General features: G+C 41.3%; 24 protein-coding genes. 11 read left to right on the top strand and 13 right to left on the bottom strand.

The window, feature by feature from the left end:
* Positions 1–28 precede the first annotated feature (28 nt).
* On the bottom strand, positions 29–676 hold the full coding sequence (gene trhA / locus B2W49_RS10770; RefSeq protein WP_291341178.1) for a PAQR family membrane homeostasis protein TrhA: 648 nt from the start codon (positions 674–676) through the stop codon (positions 29–31).
* 107 nt (positions 677–783) lie between these two features.
* Here trhA and B2W49_RS10775 point away from each other — a divergent pair, with 107 nt between their 5' ends.
* The 4 genes from B2W49_RS10775 to B2W49_RS10790 all read left to right on the top strand — a co-directional run bounded on the left by B2W49_RS10775 (position 784) and on the right by B2W49_RS10790 (position 3,178).
* Positions 784–2,004, top strand: coding sequence for a class I SAM-dependent methyltransferase (locus tag B2W49_RS10775; RefSeq protein ID WP_291341180.1), 1,221 nt, complete (start codon positions 784–786; stop codon positions 2,002–2,004).
* A 23-nt stretch (positions 2,005–2,027) separates the two neighbouring features.
* Entirely contained in the window at positions 2,028–2,456 is a 429-nt protein-coding gene (locus tag B2W49_RS10780; RefSeq protein ID WP_291341182.1) for a GNAT family N-acetyltransferase, read from the top strand.
* A gap of 5 nt (positions 2,457–2,461) precedes the next feature.
* Positions 2,462–2,656 (top strand): hypothetical protein, encoded by a 195-nt coding sequence (locus B2W49_RS10785; RefSeq protein ID WP_291341184.1) that lies wholly within the window; start codon positions 2,462–2,464, stop codon positions 2,654–2,656.
* A 174-nt stretch (positions 2,657–2,830) separates the two neighbouring features.
* A complete protein-coding gene (locus B2W49_RS10790; RefSeq protein WP_242911919.1) occupies positions 2,831–3,178 on the top strand; it encodes a hypothetical protein in 348 nt (115 codons plus the stop codon).
* A 37-nt stretch (positions 3,179–3,215) separates the two neighbouring features.
* Here the strand turns inward: B2W49_RS10790 and B2W49_RS10795 are convergent, their stop codons facing one another.
* From B2W49_RS10795 to B2W49_RS10810, 4 genes are all read right to left on the bottom strand, one after another.
* A complete protein-coding gene (locus B2W49_RS10795) occupies positions 3,216–3,551 on the bottom strand; it encodes a hypothetical protein (RefSeq protein WP_291341189.1) in 336 nt (111 codons plus the stop codon).
* Positions 3,552–3,712: 161 nt separating this feature from the next.
* Positions 3,713–5,848: a 3-hydroxyacyl-CoA dehydrogenase NAD-binding domain-containing protein gene (locus tag B2W49_RS10800; protein ID WP_291341191.1), complete on the bottom strand. Its 2,136-nt coding sequence runs from the start codon at positions 5,846–5,848 to the stop codon at positions 3,713–3,715.
* A 10-nt stretch (positions 5,849–5,858) separates the two neighbouring features.
* Complete coding sequence (locus tag B2W49_RS10805; RefSeq protein ID WP_291341193.1) at positions 5,859–7,064, bottom strand: acetyl-CoA C-acetyltransferase; 1,206 nt, start codon at positions 7,062–7,064, stop codon at positions 5,859–5,861.
* A gap of 221 nt (positions 7,065–7,285) precedes the next feature.
* Complete coding sequence (locus tag B2W49_RS10810; RefSeq protein WP_291341195.1) at positions 7,286–8,296, bottom strand: AraC family transcriptional regulator; 1,011 nt, start codon at positions 8,294–8,296, stop codon at positions 7,286–7,288.
* A 210-nt stretch (positions 8,297–8,506) separates the two neighbouring features.
* On the opposite strand from B2W49_RS10810, the gene B2W49_RS10815 reads away from it, so the two are divergent.
* The 4 genes from B2W49_RS10815 to B2W49_RS10830 all read left to right on the top strand — a co-directional run bounded on the left by B2W49_RS10815 (position 8,507) and on the right by B2W49_RS10830 (position 13,320).
* Positions 8,507–9,661, top strand: coding sequence for a CaiB/BaiF CoA transferase family protein (locus tag B2W49_RS10815; RefSeq protein ID WP_291341197.1), 1,155 nt, complete (start codon positions 8,507–8,509; stop codon positions 9,659–9,661).
* 243 nt (positions 9,662–9,904) lie between these two features.
* Entirely contained in the window at positions 9,905–11,548 is a 1,644-nt protein-coding gene (locus B2W49_RS10820; RefSeq protein WP_291341199.1) for a nitrite/sulfite reductase, read from the top strand.
* Positions 11,541–12,026, top strand: a complete 486-nt coding sequence (locus B2W49_RS10825) for a DUF934 domain-containing protein (protein WP_291341201.1) — start codon at positions 11,541–11,543, stop codon at positions 12,024–12,026. The genes B2W49_RS10820 and B2W49_RS10825 overlap by 8 nt, the downstream gene beginning before the upstream one ends.
* A gap of 307 nt (positions 12,027–12,333) precedes the next feature.
* Complete coding sequence (locus tag B2W49_RS10830; RefSeq protein WP_291341203.1) at positions 12,334–13,320, top strand: diaminopimelate dehydrogenase; 987 nt, start codon at positions 12,334–12,336, stop codon at positions 13,318–13,320.
* Between the two features lie 130 nt (positions 13,321–13,450).
* Here B2W49_RS10830 and B2W49_RS10835 read toward each other — a convergent pair whose 3' ends face one another.
* Entirely contained in the window at positions 13,451–14,626 is a 1,176-nt protein-coding gene (locus B2W49_RS10835; RefSeq protein WP_291341205.1) for a thiolase family protein, read from the bottom strand.
* A 127-nt stretch (positions 14,627–14,753) separates the two neighbouring features.
* Positions 14,754–15,272 carry a GspH/FimT family pseudopilin gene (locus B2W49_RS10840; protein ID WP_151836340.1) on the bottom strand — a complete coding sequence of 173 codons (519 nt, stop codon included), beginning with the start codon at positions 15,270–15,272 and terminating at the stop codon, positions 14,754–14,756.
* Positions 15,273–15,648: 376 nt separating this feature from the next.
* Between B2W49_RS10840 and omp38 the strand changes: the two genes are divergently transcribed.
* The gene (omp38, locus tag B2W49_RS10845) at positions 15,649–16,674 is read left to right on the top strand and encodes an outer membrane protein Omp38 (RefSeq protein ID WP_291341208.1); all 1,026 of its coding nucleotides are present in this window, start codon (positions 15,649–15,651) and stop codon (positions 16,672–16,674) included.
* Positions 16,675–17,172: 498 nt separating this feature from the next.
* Here omp38 and B2W49_RS10850 read toward each other — a convergent pair whose 3' ends face one another.
* From B2W49_RS10850 to B2W49_RS10860, 3 genes are all read right to left on the bottom strand, one after another.
* Entirely contained in the window at positions 17,173–18,636 is a 1,464-nt protein-coding gene (locus B2W49_RS10850; protein ID WP_291341210.1) for an amino acid permease, read from the bottom strand.
* The gene (locus tag B2W49_RS10855; protein WP_291341212.1) at positions 18,636–19,670 is read right to left on the bottom strand and encodes a methyltransferase; all 1,035 of its coding nucleotides are present in this window, start codon (positions 19,668–19,670) and stop codon (positions 18,636–18,638) included. Before B2W49_RS10855 ends, B2W49_RS10850 begins: the two co-directional genes overlap by 1 nt.
* A 63-nt stretch (positions 19,671–19,733) precedes the next feature.
* Positions 19,734–21,104 carry a uracil-xanthine permease family protein gene (locus B2W49_RS10860; protein ID WP_291341214.1) on the bottom strand — a complete coding sequence of 457 codons (1,371 nt, stop codon included), beginning with the start codon at positions 21,102–21,104 and terminating at the stop codon, positions 19,734–19,736.
* A gap of 173 nt (positions 21,105–21,277) precedes the next feature.
* Between B2W49_RS10860 and typA the strand changes: the two genes are divergently transcribed.
* Together typA and mscL are read left to right on the top strand one after the other, a co-directional pair.
* The gene (gene typA / locus B2W49_RS10865) at positions 21,278–23,116 is read left to right on the top strand and encodes a translational GTPase TypA (RefSeq protein ID WP_291341215.1); all 1,839 of its coding nucleotides are present in this window, start codon (positions 21,278–21,280) and stop codon (positions 23,114–23,116) included.
* Between the two features lie 200 nt (positions 23,117–23,316).
* Positions 23,317–23,751 (top strand): large conductance mechanosensitive channel protein MscL, encoded by a 435-nt coding sequence (mscL, locus tag B2W49_RS10870; protein ID WP_178867335.1) that lies wholly within the window; start codon positions 23,317–23,319, stop codon positions 23,749–23,751.
* Positions 23,752–23,825: 74 nt separating this feature from the next.
* Here mscL and B2W49_RS10875 read toward each other — a convergent pair whose 3' ends face one another.
* The 3 genes from B2W49_RS10875 to mutM form a co-directional block, all read right to left on the bottom strand.
* Positions 23,826–24,083 (bottom strand): hypothetical protein, encoded by a 258-nt coding sequence (locus B2W49_RS10875; RefSeq protein WP_291341217.1) that lies wholly within the window; start codon positions 24,081–24,083, stop codon positions 23,826–23,828.
* Positions 24,084–24,359: 276 nt separating this feature from the next.
* Entirely contained in the window at positions 24,360–24,638 is a 279-nt protein-coding gene (locus B2W49_RS10880) for a peptidylprolyl isomerase (protein ID WP_004972420.1), read from the bottom strand.
* Positions 24,635–25,495 (bottom strand): bifunctional DNA-formamidopyrimidine glycosylase/DNA-(apurinic or apyrimidinic site) lyase, encoded by an 861-nt coding sequence (mutM, locus tag B2W49_RS10885; protein ID WP_291341219.1) that lies wholly within the window; start codon positions 25,493–25,495, stop codon positions 24,635–24,637. The genes B2W49_RS10880 and mutM overlap by 4 nt, the downstream gene beginning before the upstream one ends.
* Positions 25,496–25,528 lie beyond the last annotated feature (33 nt).

The raw sequence follows: 25,528 nt of genomic DNA on the forward strand, positions 1-25,528 counted from the left end.
TGTAAGGCATGAACGAGATTCAGCATGATTAAATCACATACAGATAAATTGCCAGAAAGTGTGCGCCTGCACCAATGAGGACAAATACATGCCAAATTGCGTGGGTATATCTTACGCGTTTTAAGGCATAAAACAATGCACCCACGGTGTAGGCAATCCCGCCAATCAGCAAAAAGGTCAGGGCTTGGCTGCTTAAATAGGATTGCATATCGTCTATGACCAGAACGGCTAACCAACCCATCACCAAGTAGGCAATTAACGAAATTTTATGAAAACGGTTGATGAATACCAGTTTAAAGAGGGTGCCAATCAAGGCAATTATCCATAAGGCAATTAACAAATATTGTGCTTTTTGCGTAGGAATCGCGATGGATAGAAACGGGGTATAAGTACCTGCTATTAAATAATAAATTGCGGTGTGATCTAGCTTTTTATAAAAATAACGACGGTCTGCTGCCGTTGCCATGTGGTACAGCATTGAAGCAGAAAAAAGCAGTACCATGCTTAATGCATAGGCCCACAAACCTAGCCATTGCCCTGTGCTTAAATACGCACCTTTAATGATTAAAAGAATACCTGCAATAAATGCCAAAACCGCACCAACGCCATGACTCAGATAGTTAATCCGTTCTTCTTGCAGGTCATAATCAGACACTAAAGGGGCGTTTAATTTCATGGCGAATCTGCTTTAACTTCTTTAATTATACAACTGTATCGTAATTCAATTTTGCTTTTAGGGTAATAACAATTAAACTTGAATTGTAATTTTTCCAGGTTTTTATTATGTCGACTTTGGCTTCTCCCTCTGTGCAGGAACAACAATTCTTAGAGGCTTTTCAGCAAGCCATTGATACACAAAAGCTTGATCGTGTGGTGCTGAGTCAATATAAAGGTGAACTAGAACACTTAGAAAAAATCACTTTGCGGGTGATTCAGCTGAATCAAGATGCCGTTTTAAATTGTTTGTATCGCCATAAAACGCAGGATATCACCAAAAACTATCCTTTGGCAGAAGCGCAGATGCAATTGAGTCACTTATTGGCAGATTGTAAACAGGCCAATCTATTTACGAATGATCAGGAAATTCAGCTAAAAAAGAACAAGAAGAAAGCCATGCTCAGCATCAGTAAAACTGTACCGACTAGCGCGAAATCGAAAGAACCGCAAGGACATGACCGAGAAAAGCAGCGTTATGTTGATCACTCCAGCCCATTTTTACAACACTTGGGTATTAGCGATGCCAAAGCGCAAATTATTCCGAGCATGGCGCGTAAATGGAAACAGATTAATAAATTCATTGAAATTTTTTCGGGGGCTTTGGCGCAAATCAAAATTTCGGAAAATACGTTACGCGTGGTGGATTTTGGCTCAGGCAAAGGCTATTTAACTTTTGCGTTATATGACTATTTGCAAAAGCAGCAATTTCTTCCTTTTGTGACTGGGGTGGAACTGAACCCGAAAATGGTTGAGTTTTGTCAGTCGGTGGCCAGTGCTTCAGACTTTCAGCAGTTAGACTTTTTTCAGGGCGATGTACGCACCTATCAGCCTGAACATTTAGATGTGATGATTGCTTTGCATGCCTGTGATGTCGCCACTGATTTTGCAATTCATACGGGTATTCGCCTGAATGCACAAATGATTATGTGCGCGCCGTGTTGTCATAAAGAGTTACGTCCGCAATTACAAAGCCCAAGCGTGTTGCAACCGATGCTACAATTTGGCATTCATGCAGGACAGCAGGCGGAAATGTTAACCGATACCATCCGCGCTTTATTGCTCAAAGCCTATGGTTATGACACCAAAGTTTTTGAGTTTGTCGCTTTAGAACACACCAGTAAAAACAAAATGATTTTGGCAACCAAACGTCAAAATTGGAGTGAACCTGATCAGACCGTTTTGGCGCAAATTCGTGATTTAAAAACCATGTACGGTATTCAAAAACACTCTTTGGAGTTATTGTTGAATGATCAGTGGGATCAGCAGGGCATTGGTTCTAAGTGCTAAGCAAGATGGAACAGGATAAAAAGATGCAAGATTATGAAATTCAATCGGGCACTTGGGCGCAGTTTGCCGCAGAGGCTAAATCTATTCGTGAGCAAGTCTTTATTCTGGAACAGCGAATTGCGCCTGAAGATGAGTGGGATGCACAAGATGCAGTTGCCCTGCATTTTGTGGTTTATATAGGAAAGCAGGCGATTGCAACAGCACGCTTATTGGAAAATCACAGTATTGGGCGGGTCGCGGTACTGAAGTCACAGCGTGGTTTAGGTGTGGGACGTGTTCTAATGCAGCATATTATTCAGATGGCAAAGCAGCAGCAACGTCCGTGGGTCAAGTTGTCTGCGCAGGAACACGCGATTCCGTTTTATCAAAGCTTGGGTTTTCAGGTGGAGGGTGAATCGTATTTAGATTGTGGTATTGCGCATGTAGACATGCGTTTAGTGTTTGAAAGTTGAATACAATGAAGATTGTGACATGGAATTGTAATGGTGCTTTTAGAAATAAAATTGAGCCTATTCTTCAATTTGATGCCGATATTTATATTATTCAGGAATGTGAGCATACGGAACAAGCAAAGAAAATTTATCGACAATATTTTTCTAATTTTGTTTGGAAAGGAAATAATAAGAATAAAGGCATAGGTATTTTTACATAAGATGTTTTATCACTAGAAGTATTAGATTGGCAAGACAACAAACTAGAACTATTTTTACCTATTCAAGTTAATCAATCCTTTACGCTCCTTGCTGTATGGGCAAAACATGCAAACTCTCCAACTTTTGCATATATTGGTCAAATTTGGAAATATTTACAGTTACATCAACTAAAAATGCAAAATATTCCGCTCATTATTGGTGGAGATTTTAACAGCAACTCACAGTGGGATGTTTGGGATCGGTGGTGGAATCACTCCGATGTCATACGTATATTTAATGATCTAAAAATAAAGAGTCTTTACCATCACATTTCTAATGAGAAACAAGGGCAGGAAAGTCAAGCAACATTCTTTTTACAGCGAAATTTAGCGAAGGCATATCATATTGATTATATGTTTGCTTCTGAGCAATTTTGGAAAATAGATCAAGCTAGCATGCAGGTGGGAGATCAGACACCTTGGCTAAGTTTGAGTGATCATTTACCACTATATTTTGATCTAGCACCCAAGTTTGAAAAATAGACCCTAAGAGTAGAGTCTATTTTCAAATGGTATTTAATTAGTGCCCATGTGCAGGTGCTTGCTCATGGCTTTCAGGCATAGCAGCATGTTCAGTTTCAGTCATAGCATGTGCGTCTGCTGTAGGTGCAGCTTTTAATGCTTCTCGAGCTTCACGGTCAGCTTGTGCCTTTGCAATCGCTTCTTGTGACATGGCTGGTGCATTTTTAAACGCATGTTGTTGGGTATTTTGCTTTTGTTGCTGGCTAGGCATGTAGTCAGGTTCATTTGTAACCGCTAACCAGAAAATAAACATGAAAATACCACCCAAAATACAGAAAATAAAGAGTGCTTTCCAACCCCAAGGTGATTTTTCAGGAGTAAGGCGTTCGGTCATGTGCATCTACCCAATTTGAATCTAAATCTTAAAATTATGTAACTTTATAACATAAAATGCATAAAAAACGGATTAAATTCTATTCATGCAGGGATATTTATTATAATTTTAAGCAAATAAAAAGAGGGATGATGTATCCCTCTTTAAATTAAAAGTTAGATTTAAATGCTTGCTGCACCTGCGGCAACACGGTCTTGCAAGATTTTAGGTGGGGTAAAGCGTTCGCCATATTCTGCTGCAAGTTGCTGTGCCCGTGCTAAAGCCTGTGTTAAACCATATTGATTTAGAAACTGCAAAGCACCGCCTGTCCATGCAGGAAAACCAATGCCAAAAATTGAACCCACATTGGCATCAATGACAGATTCTAAAACACCTTCTTCCAAGCATCGTAAGCTGTCCAGTGCTTGCACAAATAAGAAACGGTCAATCATCTCTTGTTCAGCGATTTCGGTATTTTGATACCAGTGGCTTAACCCCGACCAAAGCTGTTTTTTACCCTGTTCAGGATAGTCATAAAAGCCTGCACCTGCAGCTTTGCCTTTACGCGAGAATTGATGAATCATGGTTTGAATGACTTCATCTGCACTCGACATTGGTAGGTCTTTCCCTTCGGCTTGCAACGCATTACGGGCTTCCTGTGCCACGTTTTCAGATAAGGTTAAAGATACTTCATCCTGAATGGCAAGTGGGCCAACAGGCATGCCTGCTTTTAAAGCAGCCATTTCAATTTTGGCAGGATGTACGCCTTCTGCTAGTATGCGCAAGCCTTCCTGTACAAAAGTGCCAAACACCCGACTGGTAAAAAAGCCGCGGCTGTCATTGACCACAATCGGTGTTTTACCAATGTATTGCACAAAATCATAAGCTTTTGCCAAAGTATCGGCAGAGGTATTTTTTCCTTTAATGATTTCGACCAACGGCATTTTATCGACAGGACTAAAGAAATGCAGTCCAATAAAACGCTGTTGATCTTGCGCAGCTTGGGCAAGCCCGCTTATTGGCAAAGTTGAGGTATTGGATGCCATCACACCTTGTTCTGCCAGAAAAACTTCGGCTTCTTGTGTGACTTGTGCCTTGAGTACGGGATTTTCAAATACCGCCTCAATAATCAAATCACAGCCTTGTAAATCGGCAGCCTGTGCAGTTGGATGAATATTGGCTAAGACTTGTGCTGCTCGCTCTGCACTTATACGACCTTGCGATACTTGTTTATCTAGTATTTTTTGACTGTAAGCTTTGCCTTTTTCAGCGTGTTCGATGGATACATCTTTAAGAACAACCGTAATCCCTTTGCTTGCTGTGGCATAAGCAATACCTGCACCCATCATGCCTGCACCTAAAATGCCAACTTTTTGGGTTTGATTCGTTGCAATGCCTTGCGGACGGCTAGAGCCCGATTTAATCGCATTCAGCCCATGCCAAAAGGTGCCAATCATATTTTTAGAAATTTGACCTGTTGCGAGCTGGGTAAAATAGCGGGATTCAATGCGTAAGGCTGTATCGACATCAACCTGCGCACCTTCTACTGCTGCGCTCAAAATTGCTTCTGGCGCAGGGTAACAGCCTTTGGTTTTGTCGCGTAGCATGGCAGGAGCAATCGAAAGCATTTGTGCGACAGCAGGCGTGGATGGTGTTCCCCCAGGGATTTTATAGCCTTTGACATCAAATACTTGTTGTGATTGCGGGTGAGCAAGAATCCAGTCTTGGGCTTTGCTAAGTAATTCTGCTTCATTTTCAGCAAGATCATGTATTAAACCTAAACGTTGTGCTTTTTCCACATTCAACTGTTTACCTTCCATCAACAGCGGTAGGGCAGTTTGCAAACCCAATAACCTTACCATCCGTACAATACCCCCACCACCAGGCAATAAGCCTAGCGTTACTTCGGGTAAACCAAACTTGGTTTTTGCATCACGAATCGCAATACGATGATGACAGCACAGCGCAAGTTCCCATCCGCCACCAAGTGCCGTGCCATTTAAGGTAGCTACTACAGGAATGCCACGAGTTTCAATATAACGCAGCTGTGCTTTTAGGTGTTCAATCATCTGAAAAAATGAGCTGGCATGTTCAGACTGTACTTGAATTAACTCATCTAAGTCACCGCCTGCAAAAAAAGTTTTTTTTGCAGAGGCAAAAATAATCCCCGCCACCTGTTCGTCTGCTTGTAACTTTTGCACCACTTGCGCTAATGCATCTCTAAAGTCAGCATTCATGGTGTTAGCAGATTGATTTGGCGAGTCAAAGGTTAGAATTACAATGTTATCGGCATTTTTTTGATAGTGAATGGCGCTCATTTTATACTCCCTATATTCGCTCAATAATGGTGGCAATTCCCATTCCACCGCCTACACATAACGTAGCCATGCCGCGTTTTTTATCTTGTCGCTCTAGCTCGTCCAGTAAAGTGCCTAAAATCATGGCACCTGTCGCGCCAAGTGGATGACCTAAGGCAATCGCACCACCATTCACATTAACTTTGGCAGGGTCAACCTGAAGCTCGCTAATAAACCGCAGAACCACGGCTGCAAAAGCTTCATTGACTTCAAACAGATCAATATCTTCAATCCTTAATCCTGCTTTGGTTAAGGCTTTACGCGCTGCAGGTGCGGGCCCTGTGAGCATAATCGTAGGGTCTGTGCCAACCAGTGCGGTAGCAAGCACTTTGGCACGTGGTTTTAGATTGTGTTGTTGTACGGCTTGTTCAGATGCAATCAAGACCAACGCCGCACCATCAACAATACCCGATGAATTGCCTGCATGATGCACATGATTGACTTGTCCTGCTTCAGGATATTTTTGCAAGGCGATGGCATCGAATCCCATTTGTCCCATCATTGCGAAACTTGGTTTAAGCTGTGCCAAACTTTCAGCCGTGGTTTGTGGTTTGATAAATTCATCTTGTGCCAAAATCACTACGCCTGCCTGATCTTTGACAGGTACAATCGAGCGCTCGAAATATCCCTGTGCTTGTGCTGCTGCGGCTTTGTGCTGTGATGCTGCTGCAAATTGATCAACCTCGGCACGGCTATAACCATCGAGTGTGGCAATTAAGTCGGCACCAATACCTTGTGGAATAAAGTCACAAGCCATATTGGTTTCAGGGTCAAATGCCCAAGCACCACCATCGGAACCCATTGCCACACGTGACATAGACTCCACACCGCCCGCAACGATTAAATCTTCCCAACCTGAACGGACTTTTTGCGCTGCGAGGTTCACGGCTTCTAAACCTGAGGCACAAAAGCGATTGATTTGTACCCCTGCAACATCATTGTCCCAACCTGCGGCAATTGCTGCGGTTTTGGCAATATCTGCGCCCTGATCACCAATTGGTGTGACACAACCCAAAACAATGTCGTCTACTTGTGAAGTATCTAGATTGTATCGTTGTTGCAATTCATTTAATAAGGTCGTGAGTAAGCGAATGGGTTTAACTTCGTGTAATGCGCCATCTTTTTTTCCTTTGCCGCGCGGAGTGCGAATGGCATCAATGATGTAGGCCTCGCTCATAATCAATCCTTTGTCGATAGTTTTCTTAGTGATTGCTTTTGAGTGTAAACAGAAAATAGTGAAGTGCAATGACAAGAACGGTTCAGGTCAGTGAGGTTTTTTGCTAATCGAGATGACCTAGCAATTCCAAGAAAGATAAAATTTAGCGATAAAAAAAGCCCTTGTAGTGTACAAGGGCGATTAACTGGAATTACGAGTTATTGTGAATTGTCGATTCTAAATTAATGATAACCATGCAACTGACGATATAAACCAGGGGTGACGCCAGTCCACTTTTTGAAAGCACGGTGGAAGGTACTGGTTTCACTAAAGCCAACTTGTTGCGCTACATCTTCAAGGGTTAGCTCAGGATTGAGTAGCAAATGAATCGCAGCATCACGACGCAAGGCATCTTTCACCCCTTGATAGCTTTTACCTTCTGCAGCCAAACGACGACGCAAGGTTTGTGGCGACAGGTACAGCATGGATGCAACATCATTCAAGGTTGGCATCTCTTCGCCAATCTGGCTCTTTAAGACATCACGAATACGTGAAGTTAAAGAATTGGTGTTTTTAAATTTCACCAACAATTGTGCAGGTGCTGTTTTTAAGAATTCGTCTAAAGTTTCTTGGGTTTGACGAATTGGTAAATCCAGATAGTCGGCAGCAAAGGTAATTTCGGTGCGTGGCATTTCGAACTGCATCACAGGTGCAAAGAATAGCGCATCGTATTCGTCTGCATGTGCAGGACGAGGATAGCCAAAATGCACACGCTCTAAAGGCAGGCGACGTTCAATTAGCCAAGAGGCCAAGCCGTGCCAAATCATCAACATACTTTCAGTAATAAAGTGATCAGGATCCATGGCTTGTGGAATAGATGGCACCAAACGCGCTTCGTGTTTATCACGTTCTAAGGTAACTGACCAATCATCACCAAACAGCTTATAGAATTGCGAAGAGAGTTCTAAGGCATCGCCCAATGTTTTGGCGTGAATTACCAATTGGCACATGATCGCGAATGTACCCAAACGACGTGGCTGAGAATCAAAACCCACGTGTTCGTCTTGGGTCACCATCCACAACATTTTAATAAAGCGAGTATATTGTTCAGGTGAAATACGTGCTTTCGGTTGGCGCAGAAGTTCTGCCTCAATACCGACATGAGATAATAAGGTTTCGACATCCATGCCGAGTCGCTTAACACCCGTGAGCGCTGCATTTACAAAATGGATACTAATGGTATCTCTGCTCATGTTAAATCCTTCAGTCTCTTTTGTATTCACGTAAGCTTGACCTAAATGACGCTAAAAAATTGAAATTGGCAATTTACAATACCAATTTTACTTATTTTACATAATAAATTGCCGAAATGATCAAGGTAAATGGCTGAAGATGACATTGTGTTACAGTTTTAGTGTTTATAAGATAAACGGAAAATCAGAAAAAATAGAGTAATCACCATAATGACACATGCACTAAGCGGTTTAAAAGTTTTAGATTTTTCCACCTTGTTGCCAGGTCCTTTTGCAAGTTTATATTTGGCTGATATGGGTGCAGAGGTTATTCACATTGAATCGGCAACCCGACCTGACTTAATTCGTTTATTTCCGCCCTATGCCAATGGACAGGCGACTTCGCATAGTTATTTGAATCGTAATAAACAGTCAATTACTTTGGATTTAAAATCTCCGGAAAGTATTCACCTTATTCACGAGAAAATTACTGATTTCGATATTATACTCGAACAGTTTAGACCAGGGGTGATGCAGCGTTTAGGACTGGACTATGCTAGCTTGGCAAAAATTAATCCGCGACTGATCTATTGTTCCATCACAGGTTATGGACAAACAGGTGATTATCAACAACGGGCAGGACATGACATCAACTATTTAGCTTTGTCTGGCATTGCTGGACATAGTGGGCGGCAAGCGGGTGGGCCACCGCCGTTAGGAATTCAAGTGGCTGATGTTGCAGGTGGCTCATTGCATGCCTTGGTGGCCATTTTAAGTGCGGTGATTGAACGTCAGCGCAGTGGTTTAGGGCAATATATTGATATTTCGATGACTGATTGTGCAGCTACATTAAATAATATGGCAGCTTCTGCCGTCTTGGCGGCACAGGTGCCTCAATATGCCGAACAATCTTACTTAAATGGCGGCACCTATTATGACTATTATGAAACTGCAGATGGTCGTTATCTTTCAGTCGGTAGTTTAGAACCGCAGTTTATGCAGGGTTTGGCACAGATTTTAAATTTGCCAATACTTTTGGAAAAAGGTGCATCTTTAGATCCGCAAGTTTGCTTGCAAGTTAAACACGCTATTCAAGATAAAATCAAAACACAAAGTTTTGCCACATGGCAGCAGGTATTTGCGCAACATGATGTCTGCGTTGAACCTGTATTCACTTTAGATGAAGCTTTACATTCACCTTTGGCACAGCAACGCGGTTGGACAGTAGAAGTTCCTATTCAGCAGAATGCTACAAAAACTGAAACTCAGTTGGCGTGTCCAATTAAATTTTCACGTTCTCAAATGCGTTACGATTATATCGGGCAGGCTTTGGGTGCAGGGCAGTGGTCATCTCAGACTAAAAATCAGGATAAAGCTGGAGGCTAGTCTAAGATACAAGTCATAAATAAAAGTTCGAATAGATGCTTTAGCAGAAAAAGTGCTAAAGGATGCATTATTTTGTGATAGCTTTATAAAAAAGCTGAAAATTTTGGCAAAGGCTTACAGGTTGTGATGTTGCAATGTCTTATCAATAAAATCGCTAATAAATATGTAAAAAACACATTTTGTTGATAGGTTGAATCTCGCTATGCTGTAAGCCGTGATAATAGAAATGACTAGCTGTACGCCATGTATTTATATACTGATTTCGATCAGCAACTGATTAATGAACGTGTTGCACAGTTCCGCGACCAAACGGAACGTTATTTAGCAGGCAAATTGACTGAGGATGAATATCGTCCATTGCGTCTGCAAAATGGTTTGTATGTACAACGCTATGCGCCAATGTTGCGTATTGCGGTGCCTTACGGTCTGATGAACTCTAAGCAATTGCGCAAAGTGGCGCAGCTTGCCAAAGACTATGACCGTGGCTATGCGCACGTATCAACACGTCAAAATATTCAGTTTAACTGGCCTGCACTGGAAAATGTGCCTGACATGCTGGCAGAGCTTGCAACCGTACAAATGCATGCAATTCAGACCTCGGGTAACTGTATTCGTAATACCACCACAGACCAGTATGCAGGTGTCGTGGCGGGCGAAATTGCCGATCCACGTCCAACTTGTGAATTAATTCGTCAGTGGTCGACTTTCCACCCAGAATTTGCATTCTTGCCACGTAAGTTTAAAATTGCTGTGTCTGCACTGGAAGAAATTGACCGTGCTGCGACTGCGTTTCATGACATTGGCGTCTATATTGTTAAAAATGAAGCAGGCGAAATTGGCTATAAAATCAAAGTTGGTGGAGGCTTAGGTCGTACTCCAATTATTGGTAGCATTATTCGTGAGTTCTTGCCACGTGAAGATTTGATTGCTTACTTAGAAGCCATTTTACGTGTCTATAATTTGCATGGTCGTCGCGACAATAAATATAAAGCACGTATCAAAATTTTGGTAAAAGCCTTAACTCCAGCAGTGTTTGCAGAAAAAGTTGAAGCTGAATTTGCACACACGGTGAAAACCTTAAAAATTGATGCTGAAACTTTGAAAAAAATGGATGAAAACTTCACGCCATTTGCTTATCAAAACTATGCCGATGAAGATTTTAGTGCGCTGTTTGCACAGTATCCAAAATTCAAACAATGGTTCAACATCAACACCAATGCGCACAAAGTACAAGGCTACCGTATTGTCACCATTTCATTGAAACGTGCAGGTGTTGCACCAGGTGACATGACGAGCGAAGAAATGAATCTGATTGCAGATTTAGCCGATCAATATACCTTTGGTGAATTGCGTACCACGCATGAACAAAATATTGCCTTGGTCGATGTGCCACAAAAAGATTTATTTGCATTGTGGCAAGTGCTAGATGCTAACAACTTGGCGCGCGCACATATTGGCTTTATTACCGATATTATTTGCTGTCCGGGTGGCGATTTCTGTTCACTTGCCAACGCTAAATCTATTCCAATTTCAGAAGCTATTTCACGCCGTTTTGATGATTTGGATACCATTTATAATCTTGGCAAACTGGATTTGAATATTTCAGGTTGTATGAATGCTTGTGGTCACCACCACGTTGGTAATATCGGGATTTTAGGTGTTGATAAAAAAGGCGCTGAATTTTACCAAATCACTTTAGGTGGGCATGCAGACCATGATGCTTCAATTGGTGATATTTTAGGACCATCTTTTGCTGCCGAAGTGATTCCAGATGTCGTGGAAGAAATTTTAAATACCTACTTAGATTTGCGTAGTGAAGGTGAAGACTTCATCGATACTTATCGCCGTGTCGGCATTCAACCATTTAAGGAGCGCGCTTATGCTTAATACTGCACTCCCTGTGCTCGCGAAAGATGGCACGATTTCAGACAATACTTATCAAGTGATTGCTGAAGATGCAGCATTACCGCAAGGTGATGTGGTGCTTAGCGTTGAACAGCTTGATCTGTTGGTACAAATTTCAGGTAAAAAAGCTTTGTATCTAACGGTAGATACTTCGCCTGAAAACCATGAATTTCCATTGGCGGAACTAGATGCGATTTTCATTGAATTCGCAGGTTTTAACGATGGCCGTGGTTATTCATTTGCGGCATTGTTACGCCGTCAAGGCTTTCAGGGCGAACTTCGTGCAGTCGGTGATGTATTTAAAGATGTCTTGAACTATATGATGCGTGCAGGTTTCGATACTTTCGTGATCAAAGAAGGTAAAGACGTACAAGAAGCTGCGGCAGGTTTGGCGGATTTTACCCATCCTTATCAAGCGTCTACCGCTGTGCCAAAACCAAATTATCAAACTGGTGCATAAGATATTGATGATGGGTTTTATCTAAATATAGATAGATTTCATTGAAATATCGCGGTTCACAGATTTACAAACAGCCTGCCACACGCAGGCTTTTTGTTTGCCTTAAAATGATCAAACGGTTTGTTTTATCGCACTTTTTAATGATTTAATTTGCAGCAAAGTGCTGTAGTATAAGTACACTGACGAAGCATCGTAGTCTTATGTAGGCATTATTTTTACAGTATCAAAAATCAATCAAGACGATAATTTGATGTGATTATCCTCTAATTTATTGTTCAATTTTTTCATAATGAAGTGATTTGTCTTTATGCAAAATTCTATCCGTATTGGTATTGCTGGTTATGGCAATTTAGGTCGTGGCGTTGAAACGGCGATTCAGAAAAACCCAGATTTACAATTGGTGGGTATTTTTACCCGACGTGCGCCTGAAAGTATTTCACCCTGTTTTGCTGAAACAGCAGTGTTTCACATGGATTCACTGTCAGATTTTCAAGACAAAATTGACGTACTGATTTTATGTGGTGGTTCAAAAGACGATTTGCCACAACAAGGCCCTGTATTGGCGAGCCAATTTAATATTGTCGATAGTTTCGATACGCATGCACGTATTCGTGAATATTATGCATCTGTAGATGCACCAGCGACTGCGAACAAGAAAACTGCACTCATCTCAATTGGTTGGGATCCAGGCATGTTCTCTATCAATCGTTTATTTGGTGAAGCGTTATTACCCGATGGCGAAACTTATACATTTTGGGGTAAAGGTTTAAGTCAGGGACACTCAGATGCCATTCGTCGTGTAGAGGGTGTAAAAGCAGGTGTGCAATATACCATTCCATCTAATGATGCGATTGAGCAAGTACGTAGCGGTGCGCGCCCTGTGCTAAGCACCAAAGATAAACATACTCGTGAATGTTATGTCGTACTTGCAGAAGGTGCCGATGCTGCTGCGGTAGAGCAAGCGATTGTGACCATGCCAGATTATTTTGCTGACTACAACACAACCGTAAATTTCATTGATGAAGCGACTTTAGCTAAAGATCACCAACGCATGCCACATGGTGGTTTTGTCATTCGCAGTGGAAATACCAGCGATGAACAAAAACAAGTGCTTGAGTTTTCATTGAAGTTAGACAGCAATCCTGAATTTACCGCGAGTATTTTGGTTGCTTATGCACGTGCTTGTTATCGTTTGAACCAAATGCAGCAATATGGTGCAAAAACTGCTTACGATGTTGCGCCAGGATTATTGTCAATGAAATCACCTGTGCAGTTACGTGCAGAAATGCTCTAAACTTTTTAAGGTAAAAAGTAAAAAGACGAATCAATGATTCGTCTTTTTACTTTTTGAATAAAAAACAGTTAGAAATTGATTTTATTCAATCTGCCGCAATGCGGTTTTATGGGATAGGGCTAGTAAGGCATTAAAGCAATTCAATCGCGACTGCAGTTGCTTCACCACCGCCAATACAGAGAGCGGCCACGCCACGTTTGCCACCTGTACGTTTAAGCGCATGAATTAAAGTCAGGATAATACGTGAACCTGTAGAACCCACAGGATGTCCAAGCGCACATGCACCACCATTGATATTCACTTTTTCAGGATCAAGCTTGAATTCATCTATTGGGCACATGGTGACCATAGCAAAAGCTTCATTGATTTCCCATAAATCTACATCTGCAACTTGCCAACCCGCTTTATCCAATACTTTTTGAATTGCAGCAACAGGGGCAATAGTGAATTCTGATGGATGTTGTGAATTGGTGGCATAAGCCACAATTTTCGCCAATGGCTGTAAACCTTTGTTTGCTGCATTTTCTGCAGACGTCAGGACTAAAGCCGAAGCGCCATCTGAAATTGAGCTGGCATTGGCCGCGGTAATCGTACCATCTTTGGCAAAAGCAGGACGAAGAGTTGGAATTTTTTCAATATTGGCATTAAATGGTTGTTCATCTTTATCGACAACCACATCACCTTTACGTGTTGAAATATTTACAGGCACAATTTCATCGGCAAAGTAGCCTTCATTTACGGCAGTTTGTGCGCGTTTGAGAGAGCGAATCGCAAAATCATCCATTTGTTGACGCGTGTAACCTTTACTATTGGCCATATCCTGCGCGAATGAACCCATTAAACGTCCTGTTTCTGCATCTTCTAAGCCATCTAAGAACATGTGATCTTTCACTTCACCGTGTCCCATGCGGTAACCCGCACGTGCTTTGGTCAGGATGTATGGTGCATTGCTCATCGACTCCATCCCACCTGCAACAATGATGGAAGCAGAACCTGCTTTAATTGCATCAGCAGCTTGCATGACGGCTTTCATGCCCGAACCACACAGTTTATTGATGGTCACTGCACCTGTTGAATCTGGCAAACCAGCTTGACGCATGGCTTGACGTGCAGGACCTTGTTTTAAGCCTGCAGGCAAAACACAACCCATAATGACTTCTTCAATATCTGTGGGTTGCAGACCTGCACGTTGAATAGCGGCTTGAATACTTGCTGCACCCAATTCAGGTGCGCTTAGTGTGGCTAAACTGCCCTGAAAACCACCCATAGCAGTACGAGCGCCATTCACAATCACGATATCCGTCATTTTATTCTCCCAATTTATATGTGCTTTTGTCTAGATTGAATTCCAAGCAGGAATAGATCACTTCTGCAGTATAGGCAAAAAAAGATAAGAATAAAGTGACAATGTAAAGATCGTTTAGACTGCTGAGTTAACATATATTGATGTCTTCAGCTCGGGTTTGCCCCATTTTACTGAGTACTAAGCGCTTGCTTGTAAGGTGAGTGGAACAGTAAAAGAAGCTACCATTTGAGCCGATCGGCAAACCTTGTTGTGCATTAAAAGTCACACTAGGAATGTTTAAAGTTCCACGCCAATCCAAGGTTCCGTATTTAAGTGCAGTTTTTTCTGTATAAAGAATGTATTCACTGTCGTCAATTTGGCGGTTTCGATTACGATCCATAAAAATCAAAAAACCAGTATTCCAGTTTTGCTTGCTACATTGAACAAAGTTTTGTGTAGGACAAATCACCACATTGCTGTGATGGGTGAAGGCATGAGAGCGTGCTATTTTCAGGCTGGACTGTAATGAATACTGAATTCGTTTGAGTTCTTGTTCTGCCATCAGCTGATGAAAATGTGGCAGGGCAATCATGACTAAAATCGCACTAATTGCTAACGTGACGATCAATTCAAACAGTGTGAAGCCGTTTTTTCTTACATTCGACATAAGTCTTTACCTGTTATTGTTGTGTTTTTTATGATTAATTTGAGTAATTTGTTGTTTTATAGTGCTTTATCTGCTGTGTATAATAATTACTAAACAACTTCTCTAGAAAGTGTTAAAATAAACAGCAAGAAAGATAGGCTATTCGCCACAAAAAATTGAGTAGAAAGTTACCGAATTACAACGGAAATTGTAAGTAATTTTGTCAATAATTTACTTGATTAAAATTATCAAGCACTTGGAAAAGTAATAAAGTGTTTGTATGATTCAAAGTGACTAGCTTAAAAATAATACTGGGGTATAAGAAAGCCTATCTCAGGGTAGTCGAAAATTTAAGCTTGAGCTTGAACAACAATTGTTATCTCTGGAGGATAAATCCATGAAAATGAGTCGTATTGCATTAGCAATGCTCGTAGCTGCTCCTTTAGCTGCTGCAAACGCGGGCGTAACTATTACTCCTTTAATGCTTGGTTATACTTGGCAAGATACTCAACACAACAATGACAAACTAACAGATGGTCCAGAATTACAGGACGATTTATTTGTTGGTGCAGCACTTGGTGTTGAACTTACTCCTTGGTTAGGTTTTGAAGCTGAATATAGCCAAGTTAAAGGTGATGTTGAAGGTTTAGGTGCGGGTGCTGAATATAAAGCTCAGAACATTGCAGGAAACTTCTATGCAACTTCTGATCTAATCACTAAAAACTATGACAGCAAAATCAAGCCATACGTACTTTTAGGTGCAGGTCACTATAAATATTCGCCTGAAGGCTCTATTGCTGGTGAAGATATTGAAGGTACTTTAGGTAACGCTGGTGTTGGTGCGTTCTTCCGTTTGAACGATGCGTTATCTCTTCGTACTGAAGCACGTGGTACTTACCACTTTGACGAAAAATTCTGGAACTACACAGCTTTAGCTGGTCTTAACGTCGTTCTTGGTGGTCACTTGAAGCCAGCTGCTCCTGTAGTAGAAGTTGCTCCAGTTGAAACCGTTGCTCCAGTTCAACCAGCTCCACAAGAGTTGACTGAAGACCTGAATATGGAACTTCGTGTGTTCTTTGATACGAACAAATCAAACATCAAAGATCAGTACAAGCCAGAAATCGCTAAAGTTGCAGAGAAGTTAGTTGAATATCCAAACGCTACTGCTCGCATCGAAGGTCACACTGACAACACTGGTCCACGTGCATTGAACGAACGTTTATCTTTAGCGCGTGCGAACTCTGTTAAATCTTCACTTGTAAATGAATACAATGTAGATCCAGCTCGTTTGTCTACTCAAGGTTTCGCTTGGGATCAACCGATTGCTGACAACAACACTAAAGAAGGTCGTGCTATGAACCGTCGTGTATTCGCGACGATCACTGGCAGCCGTACAGTGACTGTTGAACAACAAGCTCAATAATTTGAGTTAAGTTGAAAAAACGACTCTTCGGAGTCGTTTTTTTATGCTTCTCTTTTATGAGGTGTCTGGATTAGAAAGTGCCTGAAATGATTTACATTCAATACGTTTAAAAAATATTGTAAAAGTATGATTATTAGAATAATGAGTAAATAAAGTAGAGGCTGATGGTGCTTAATATTTCGGTTTGTTGAATTGTAAACTAAGCCGAATTTTTATATCAAGTTTATCGTCAATTCATTTAAAAACTCCAAAGCGGTGCCCCAGATCAAATTTTGAAACAAGATATATGTACTGAATGTCTATCAGTCGATCAAGTCGTTGTTTAGCGATTATAAAATCAACATTGAGCAGTTTGTGGCGTGATCTCTCACCGTAATATTGATAACAAAATATGTTGTAAATCGAATTTGGTTTAAATTTACCCTAAAAAACAGCCAAATGTTGGCTGTTTTTTTGAACCTTAGCTTCTTAAATGAAGTGAATAGAAGAAGAAATTTTTTAGTCATGATCAGGGTGTAGTGGTTTCACATCCATATCCTGATATGCAATCAGTTTGGTTTTGTGCTTCCATTTATAACCTAACCAAATGGCTAAAAATAAAAAAATCCCAATATAAGTTGATAATACCGCTAACCATTCACCATCAAGCACCGCTTGGTAGTTTTGACCTAAGACCACAATCGCACATAGGATAAAGGCAAACCACGGGGCAAATGGAAAGAATTTAGCACGATAGGCTAAATCATGCAGTTGGTAGCCTTGTGCCAAATAGCCTTTACGAAAACGATAATGTGATACAGCAATACCAAGCCAGACAATAAAGCCACACATACCTGACATATTCAGTAGCCAGTTAAATACTTGTTCTTCACCAATAAAAGTGGTTAAAAAGCACAGTGCGGCAATTGCGGTAGTAGCATAAAGTGCATTCATGGGTACGCCACGTGCATCCAGTCGTGCAAAAGCTTTTGGTGCGCTACCTTTGCGTGCCATATCAAATAGCATACGGGTAGAGGAATACATGCCTGAGTTACCAGCAGATAAAATAGCCGTTAAAATCACTGCATTCATAACACTTGCTGCAAAAGCAAAACCTGCCTGTTCATACAGTAAAGTAAAAGGAGAAAGGGCGATATTATCAGTCGCTGCTGCTTGGAGTAAACGAGGGTCATCGTAGGCAATGAGTGTGCCGATGATGAAAATACAGACGATATAAAATAATAAGATGCGCCAGAAAATTTGTTTAATTGCAATTGGAATGGTCTTTTTGGGATTTTTAGATTCGCCCGCTGCAACTCCGACCATTTCGGTGCCTTGGAAAGAGAATCCTGCAATCATCGCTACACCAATTAAGGCAGATAATCCACCTACAAATGGCGCTTCACCTTTGCTCCAATTGGCAAAAGTAGCAACATTTGGAGTCAGCATGATTTTGATAATCATAAATAAACCAATGATGATGAACGCTACAATTGCAAGGACTTTGACCAGCGAGAAGAAAAATTCTGATTCACCAAATCCTTTTACGGTTAATGCATTAATTCCAAATACAACCGCTAGAAATAACGCACTCCAATAGAAACCAGGAATCTCGGGAAACCAGAATTTCATAATGAATTGTACAGCCACCAATTCAAATGCCACGGTAATGGCCCAGTTGTACCAATAGTTCCAGCCGAGTGCAAAACCAAAACCACCTTCGACATATTTAGTGCCATAGGTAAAGAAAGCCCCAGACGTTGGATTGTGGGTGGCAAGTTCCCCTAAACTGGTCATCAAAAAATAAATCATTACACCAATGAGGGCATACGCAAGCAAGGCGCCACCAGGACCTGCGTTGGCAATGGTGGCCCCTGAAGCAAGGAATAAACCTGTACCAATTGAGCCACCAATGGCGATCATGTTTAAGTGACGCGCACCGAGCTTACGCTGTAACTGTCGATTGTTTTGAGTTTCGCTCATCATGCGTCCTTCGTATTTTTTTGTGTACTGGCAAACAGTACTTTAAAGCCTTGTTGATCTGCCTTGATTGTGCATTGACCGAAACTTTGTTCAATTAAGAGTGGATAATTCAAAAAACGATTAGCCACAATCCAAAGTTCACCACCCGACTTCAGGTGACGACGTGAAGTTTTACACAGATTTTCACTCGCATCGTAATGTGTTTGAATGCCTTGATGGAACGGGGGATTACTCACGATGGCATGCAAAAATAACGGTGCATCCTCAATGCCTGTCACGGCTTTAATTTCAAGCTGTTGTGGGTTGAGCTGATTTTTTTCAAACGTCATTTGCGTTGAGGCTAAAGCAAAGGCATCGACATCTAAAGCAAAAATACGATTTTCAGGATTAAGTTTGGCTAAGTAAGCACTGATCACACCCGCGCCACAGCCAAAATCTGCAATTTTTCCAGCAGTCACCTGATTTAAATAAGGTAATAACACGGCAGTGCCAACATCCAAGTGTTTTTGGCTAAATACACCCGGCAATGCACAAATCTGTAAATCACCTTTAGGTGTAGCAACGGTATAGTTTTGCGCCCAATCTGCTAAGGCCTTATTTTGAACCTTGCAGTCTAAAATCAGTTGCCAAAGTTGGCAGTGGCGTGCGCTATCTAGCTTGAGTGTTTTGCCATAAGGTTGTAATTGCTTTGCAGCTCGCTCAATTCCAGCTTTCTTTTCGCCCACCAAAAATATGCTACTGCCCACTTTGAGTTGGGCCGCAACATTATGAATTAAATAATTCAGTAATTCTTTGGATTTGGGTACGAAAATAACTGCTTGATCAAACTCGGCAGCAGGAAACTCTGCACCAAAATGCACTTGCGCTTGTTGATTTTGAAAGTATTGATAGTCGTTGAAATTCCATGTCCAGACAGAGGCTTGGATTGAGTCACCCAATTCTGCGAGGAGTTGATCGGTTGGGGCATTGATCAGTAGAACACGACCAGACAAATAGTCATATTGTCTGAGTAAAACTTCGCTTTGGGGGGTCATGGTTCTCTCCAATAGAAAAACACTGTCTAAGTTCATTTCAGACAGTGTTTTTTGGACATGTAATTACTTTTTAGTTTCAGGAAGCACAATGTTTAAAATAAGTGCTGCAATACCGCCTGTTGCAACGCCTGAACTGAAAATATTACGGAATAATTCAGGTAAGTGTTCCAGAATTTGTGGCACTTGTGCAACACCTAAGCCTAAGCCCAAGGAAATTGCGATAATCAGCAAGGCACGACGATCTAAAACGACACCTGAAAGAATATTGATCCCTGAAGCGGCAACGGCACCAAACATCACCATCACAGCACCACCTAGTACGGCTTGAGGCACAGCCTGAATCACACCTGCGACCGCAGGGAATAGACCTAAAATGATGAGGAGGGCTGCAATCCAGATGCCAACATAACGGCTAGCAACACCTGTGAGTTGAATCACGCCATTGTTTTGGGCAAATACCGAACTTGGGAAAGTATTGAAAATACCTGCCAAGAATGAGTTGGCACCATTCACCAATACACCACCTTTAATACGTTGCATCCACTGTGGGCCATCGACAGGTTGATTGGAAAGTTTGGATGTCGCGGTAATATCACCAATTGCTTCCAGTGACGTTACCAAATAAATAAATGTCAAAGGAATGAATAAACTCCAAGAGAAATCTAGTCCAAAATGCATCGGTGTCGGAACTTGTACCAGTGGAGCATCTTTCAGACCTGAAAAATCGAGATAACCCATGATGCCTGCCATTGCATAACCAATCACCAAGGCAATTAAAATGGCAGAGCTTTTAATCCAGGTAATATTGATACGGTTTAAAATAATAATAATTGCCAAGACTGTGCACGACATAATCAGGTTGTCAGTATTGGCAAAGGTATTATTGCTCATGGCTTGATAGCCACCGCCCATACTAATTAAGCCTTCTTTAATTAAGGTCAACCCAATGAGAAGAACCACAATGCCTGTGACCAGTGGGGTAATCAGTTTTTTGACCCACGGCAAAATTTGGGACACACCCATTTCAATAAATGAACCAGCAATCACGACACCAAAAATTGCTGCCATGACCGATTCAACCGGTGTGCCTGCGGCGACCATGGCAGAGCCAATACCAATAATCGGGCCAATAAAGTTAAAACTGGTGCCTTGCACAATGAGCAAACCAGCACCAAAAGGGCCGACTTTTTTACATTGTAAAAAAGTTGCAAAACCTGAAATGACCAAAGACATTGATAAGATCATGTTGGTATCTTGTTTGGAAACACCTAAAGCCAAGCAAATCAATAAGCCAGGGGTCACAATTGGAACAATAATTGCCAGTAAATGCTGAAAAGCGGCTAAAAAAGCGATAAGTGGTTTTGGACGCTCATTCAGACCATAGACCAGATCAAGTTGGGCTTTTGGGGAGGGAGATTGGTTAAAATCAGACATATGTCGTAAAGAAATTGCAAAAGTGGCGCTATTCTAATCGAGTTACACAGCATTACAAAACCCAAAGCACGCCACTCATCAAAAAAAAATGTGTGTGTCAATAAAGTGTCACTATAAAACTTTAGTATTTTTCTGTATAATTTGCCCTCAAATTTATAGCGTATTGAATTTAAATGTCAGATATTAAAACTCTCCGCAACATCGCAATTATTGCGCACGTTGACCACGGTAAAACAACTCTTGTGGATAAACTTTTACAACAATCGGGCGCACTCGGTGAACGAGCGGGCGAGATTGAGCGTGTCATGGATTCAGGCGCTATTGAAAGTGAACGTGGTATTACCATTCTTGCAAAAAACACTGCAATCAAATGGTTAGACAAACGTACTGATACTGAATACCGCATTAACATTGTGGACACCCCGGGACACGCCGACTTCGGTGGTGAAGTTGAACGTGTAATGTCGATGGTTGACTGCGTACTTCTTCTTGTAGACTCACAAGAAGGCCCAATGCCACAAACTCGTTTCGTAACGCAAAAAGCGTTCGCACGTGGTTTGAAACCAATCGTGATTATTAACAAAGTCGACAAGCCAAGCGCGCGTCCAGACTGGGTAATTGACCAAGTATTTGATTTGTTCGATAACTTGGGTGCTTCTGACGAACAGTTAGACTTCCCAGTTGTTTATGCTTCAGGCCTTCGTGGTGTTGCTGGTCCTTCTCCAGAAGAACTTGCTGAAGATATGACTCCGTTGTTCCAAACGATCGTAGACATCGTTGAACCACCAGCGGTTGACGTTGACGGTCCATTCCAAATGCAAGTATCTTCACTTGACTATAACAGCTTCGTAGGCGTTATCGGTATTGGTCGCATCCAGCGTGGTTCAGTGAAATTAAACACACAAGTAACTGTAATCGATAAAGATGGCAAAACACGTAACGGCCGTATCTTAAAAATCATGGGTTATCATGGTCTAGATCGCGTTGACGTTGAAGAAGCTTCTGCAGGCGATATCGTTTGTGTAACGGGTATCGATGCACTCAACATTTCTGACACCATTTGTGATCCGAAAAATGTTGAAGCTTTACCACCATTGTCTGTAGATGAACCTACAGTATCGATGACATTCCAGGTAAATAACTCACCTTTTGCGGGTAAAGAAGGTAAGTTCGTAACTTCACGTAATATCCGTGAACGTCTAGACCGCGAATTGATTCACAACGTAGCATTACGTGTTGAAGATACTGACAGTCCAGACCGTTTCAAAGTATCTGGTCGTGGTGAACTTCACCTTTCAGTTCTTATTGAAAACATGCGTCGTGAAGGCTTCGAAATGGGGGTATCGCGTCCGCAAGTAATCATCAAAGAAATTGATGGTGAAAAACAAGAGCCATACGAAAACGTGACTTTTGACGTTGAAGAACAGCACCAAGGCGCTGTAATGGAACAAATGGGTCACCGTAAAGGCGAAATGACCAATATGGAAGTTGACGGTAAAGGCCGTATCCGTATTGAAGCAACTGTGCCTTCACGTGGCTTGATTGGTTTCCGTTCTGAATTCCTGACCATGACTTCTGGTACAGGCATCATGACGTCTAGCTTCTCGCACTACGGTCCAATGAAGCAAGGTACTGTTGCGAAACGTCAAAACGGTGTACTGATTTCTATGGTTCAAGGTACTTGCCTGGGCTATGCACTGTTCACACTTCAAGACCGTGGTCGTCTATTCGCGAAACCACAGTTAGAAGTTTATGAAGGTATGATTATCGGTATTAACTCTCGTTCAGACGATATGGTGGTTAACCCAACCAAAGCGAAACAGTTAACAAACGTACGTGCTTCTGGTACTGATGATGCGTTGACACTGGTACCTGCAATTGAATTCACGCTTGAACAAGCGCTTGAATTTATTGAAGATGATGAGTTGGTTGAAGTAACGCCAAAGTCAATCCGTATCCGTAAGCGCTATTTGACTGAAAACGAACGTAAACGTAACCGTTCTGGTAAATAAGTTTTAAAAATGAGGTTACCCCATGCGGGGCAGCGCCATTTAAAAATGCCATCAATTTATTGATGGCATTTTTTTGTTTAAAATTAGCAAGCCTATGTATAAAAACAGATGATTTCCGAGTAAATTACGTGGAAATGAAGCTATAAAATTAATGTATACTTCGTCACATAAATTAAAGTCAAAAAAAACTGGAGATTTAAATGAGTATTATTCAAGAGTTCCGCGAGTTTGCGGTAAAAGGTAATATGATCGACTTGGCTGTCGGTGTGATTATTGGTGGGGCATTTGGTAAAATTGTTGACTCATTAGTGAAAGATATCATCATGCCATTGATTACTGTGATCACTGGCGGTGGTGTGGATTTCACACAAAAGTTCTTTGTTTTGGGCGATAACCCAAACAATTTACAGTCTTTAGATGAGTTAACCAAAGCAGGTGTAAACGTCCTGACCTATGGTAACTTCCTTACGATTTTAATTAACTTCATTATTTTGGCATGGGTGGTGTTCTTAATGGTGAAAATGATTAATCGTATGCGCCGTAAACAAGAAGAAGCAGCGCCAGAACCAGCAGCAACGCCAGAAGATATCGAATTGCTACGTGAAATTCGTGATGAATTGAAAAAACGTCAATAATTTTTAATACGCAATCAAAACAAACGGCGCTTTATGCGCCGTTTTGTTTGGGTAGAGTTTTAGTTGAATTAAGATTATTTCTGGATTTTATAAGGTTCGATAATTTCTTTGAATCTTTTAGTAATCTTAGTTTGAAAGTATGAGCCTTGCTGTAACCATTTTTTATCAGATATAATATCCTCAACTTGACTTAACACGATGTCATGTGGATAGATGAAAAGCTGTTTATCTTCAAAAAATGCAATATAGAGGTTTTTTCCACAATATTTTTTATCAAAAGATATATTACCTTTAAGTTGAATTTTGATATCAGAAACACCATCAATATGCATAGCAATACAATCTGCACCGTTCCAATCATCATTAAGCCAAATACAATAGACTTCTTGCGTTAGTCAAATTTTAAGCAGTCAAAAGCTATATTTTATAAGGTTTTAGCCAATTCAAAAATTAGATAAAACTATACTTTCGCAAGAGGTCTAATTATAGCCATAATTAGAAAGTATTGCTGCCATTTGATGGAAGTTATAATTTTCTTTAGCCTTAGGGTTTAGTTCTAGATAATCAATTTTTTTAAATCGTATAGGGTTTTCTGCAAACATTATAAATCACATCCGAAACTTTACTTCTACCAAATGAAAACCAAACTGACTTTTTACAGGTCCGTGTAGTACGCGTTCTGCTGCGGTAAACACTAATTTATCAATCACGGGTACCAATTGTCCTTTTTTGACCTCACCCAATTCCCCACCTTTTTTTCCTGAAGGGCAGGTCGAAAATTGTTTGGCAATTTTGGCAAAATCAGCACCTGATTGAATCCGCTTTTTCAGTTGTTCACAGGTTTCTTTATCTTTCACTAAGATATGACGCACAATAGCGGTTCTCATACTTTCTTACCTCGTTTGCTTGTTGCAGCTTTGGTCGCAGTGAGTACTTTTTTCAAAGGCTGACATTCAGGACAAAATACCGAGGCACGTTGGCCCAGTTTTAAATTTTCTAGAGTGGTTTCACAATTCACGCACATTTCACCTGCACGTCCATACGCCAACAAGGTTTGCTGGAAATAGCCATTTTCGCCCATCGCATTGCTGTAATCACGCAAGGTCGAACCCCCTAAATCAATCGCTTGTTTTAAAATGCGCTTGATTTCAAGCACCAGTTTTTCAATCTGTTCCAAACTGAGAGATGATGCAGGTTGTGCAGGGTGAATACCTAAATTAAACAGACTTTCCGTGGCATAAATATTGCCCACACCCACCACGACATGGTTATCCATAATTGCAACTTTGATGCCAACATTTTTATTTTTGAGCTTCTGTGCAAGATAGTCGGGGTTAAAGGCATCACTCAATGGCTCAGGGCCAAGTGGATCAATCAGTTTGTGTTGCGAGCTTTCATTGAGCCATAAAATACAGCCAAAACGACGTGGGTCGTGGTAGCGCAATTGCATATCTTCAAACTGAATAATCAGATGGTCGTGTTTGCGTAAATCTTCGTGCGCATCGCAAAGACGAAAACTGCCCGACATGCCTAAATGCCACAACATGCTGTCCTGTTCAAATTGCGCGAGAATGTATTTGGATCTGCGGGTCAATTGCAGTAGTTTTTGTCCTGTGAGTTTATGCAGGTTTTCTGAAATTGGCCAGCGTAAACTGGCTTGACGTACTTCTACATTCAGGACTTTTTGATCTAGCAGCGGCAATAAACTGGTTTTGGTAGTTTCAACTTCTGGTAATTCAGGCATGGTACAAATTCAATCCGCTTGTAGAAATTAAGC

Origin of the sequence: Acinetobacter sp. UBA801 (assembly GCA_002296655.1) — a bacterium.
Classification (GTDB): domain Bacteria; phylum Pseudomonadota; class Gammaproteobacteria; order Pseudomonadales; family Moraxellaceae; genus Acinetobacter.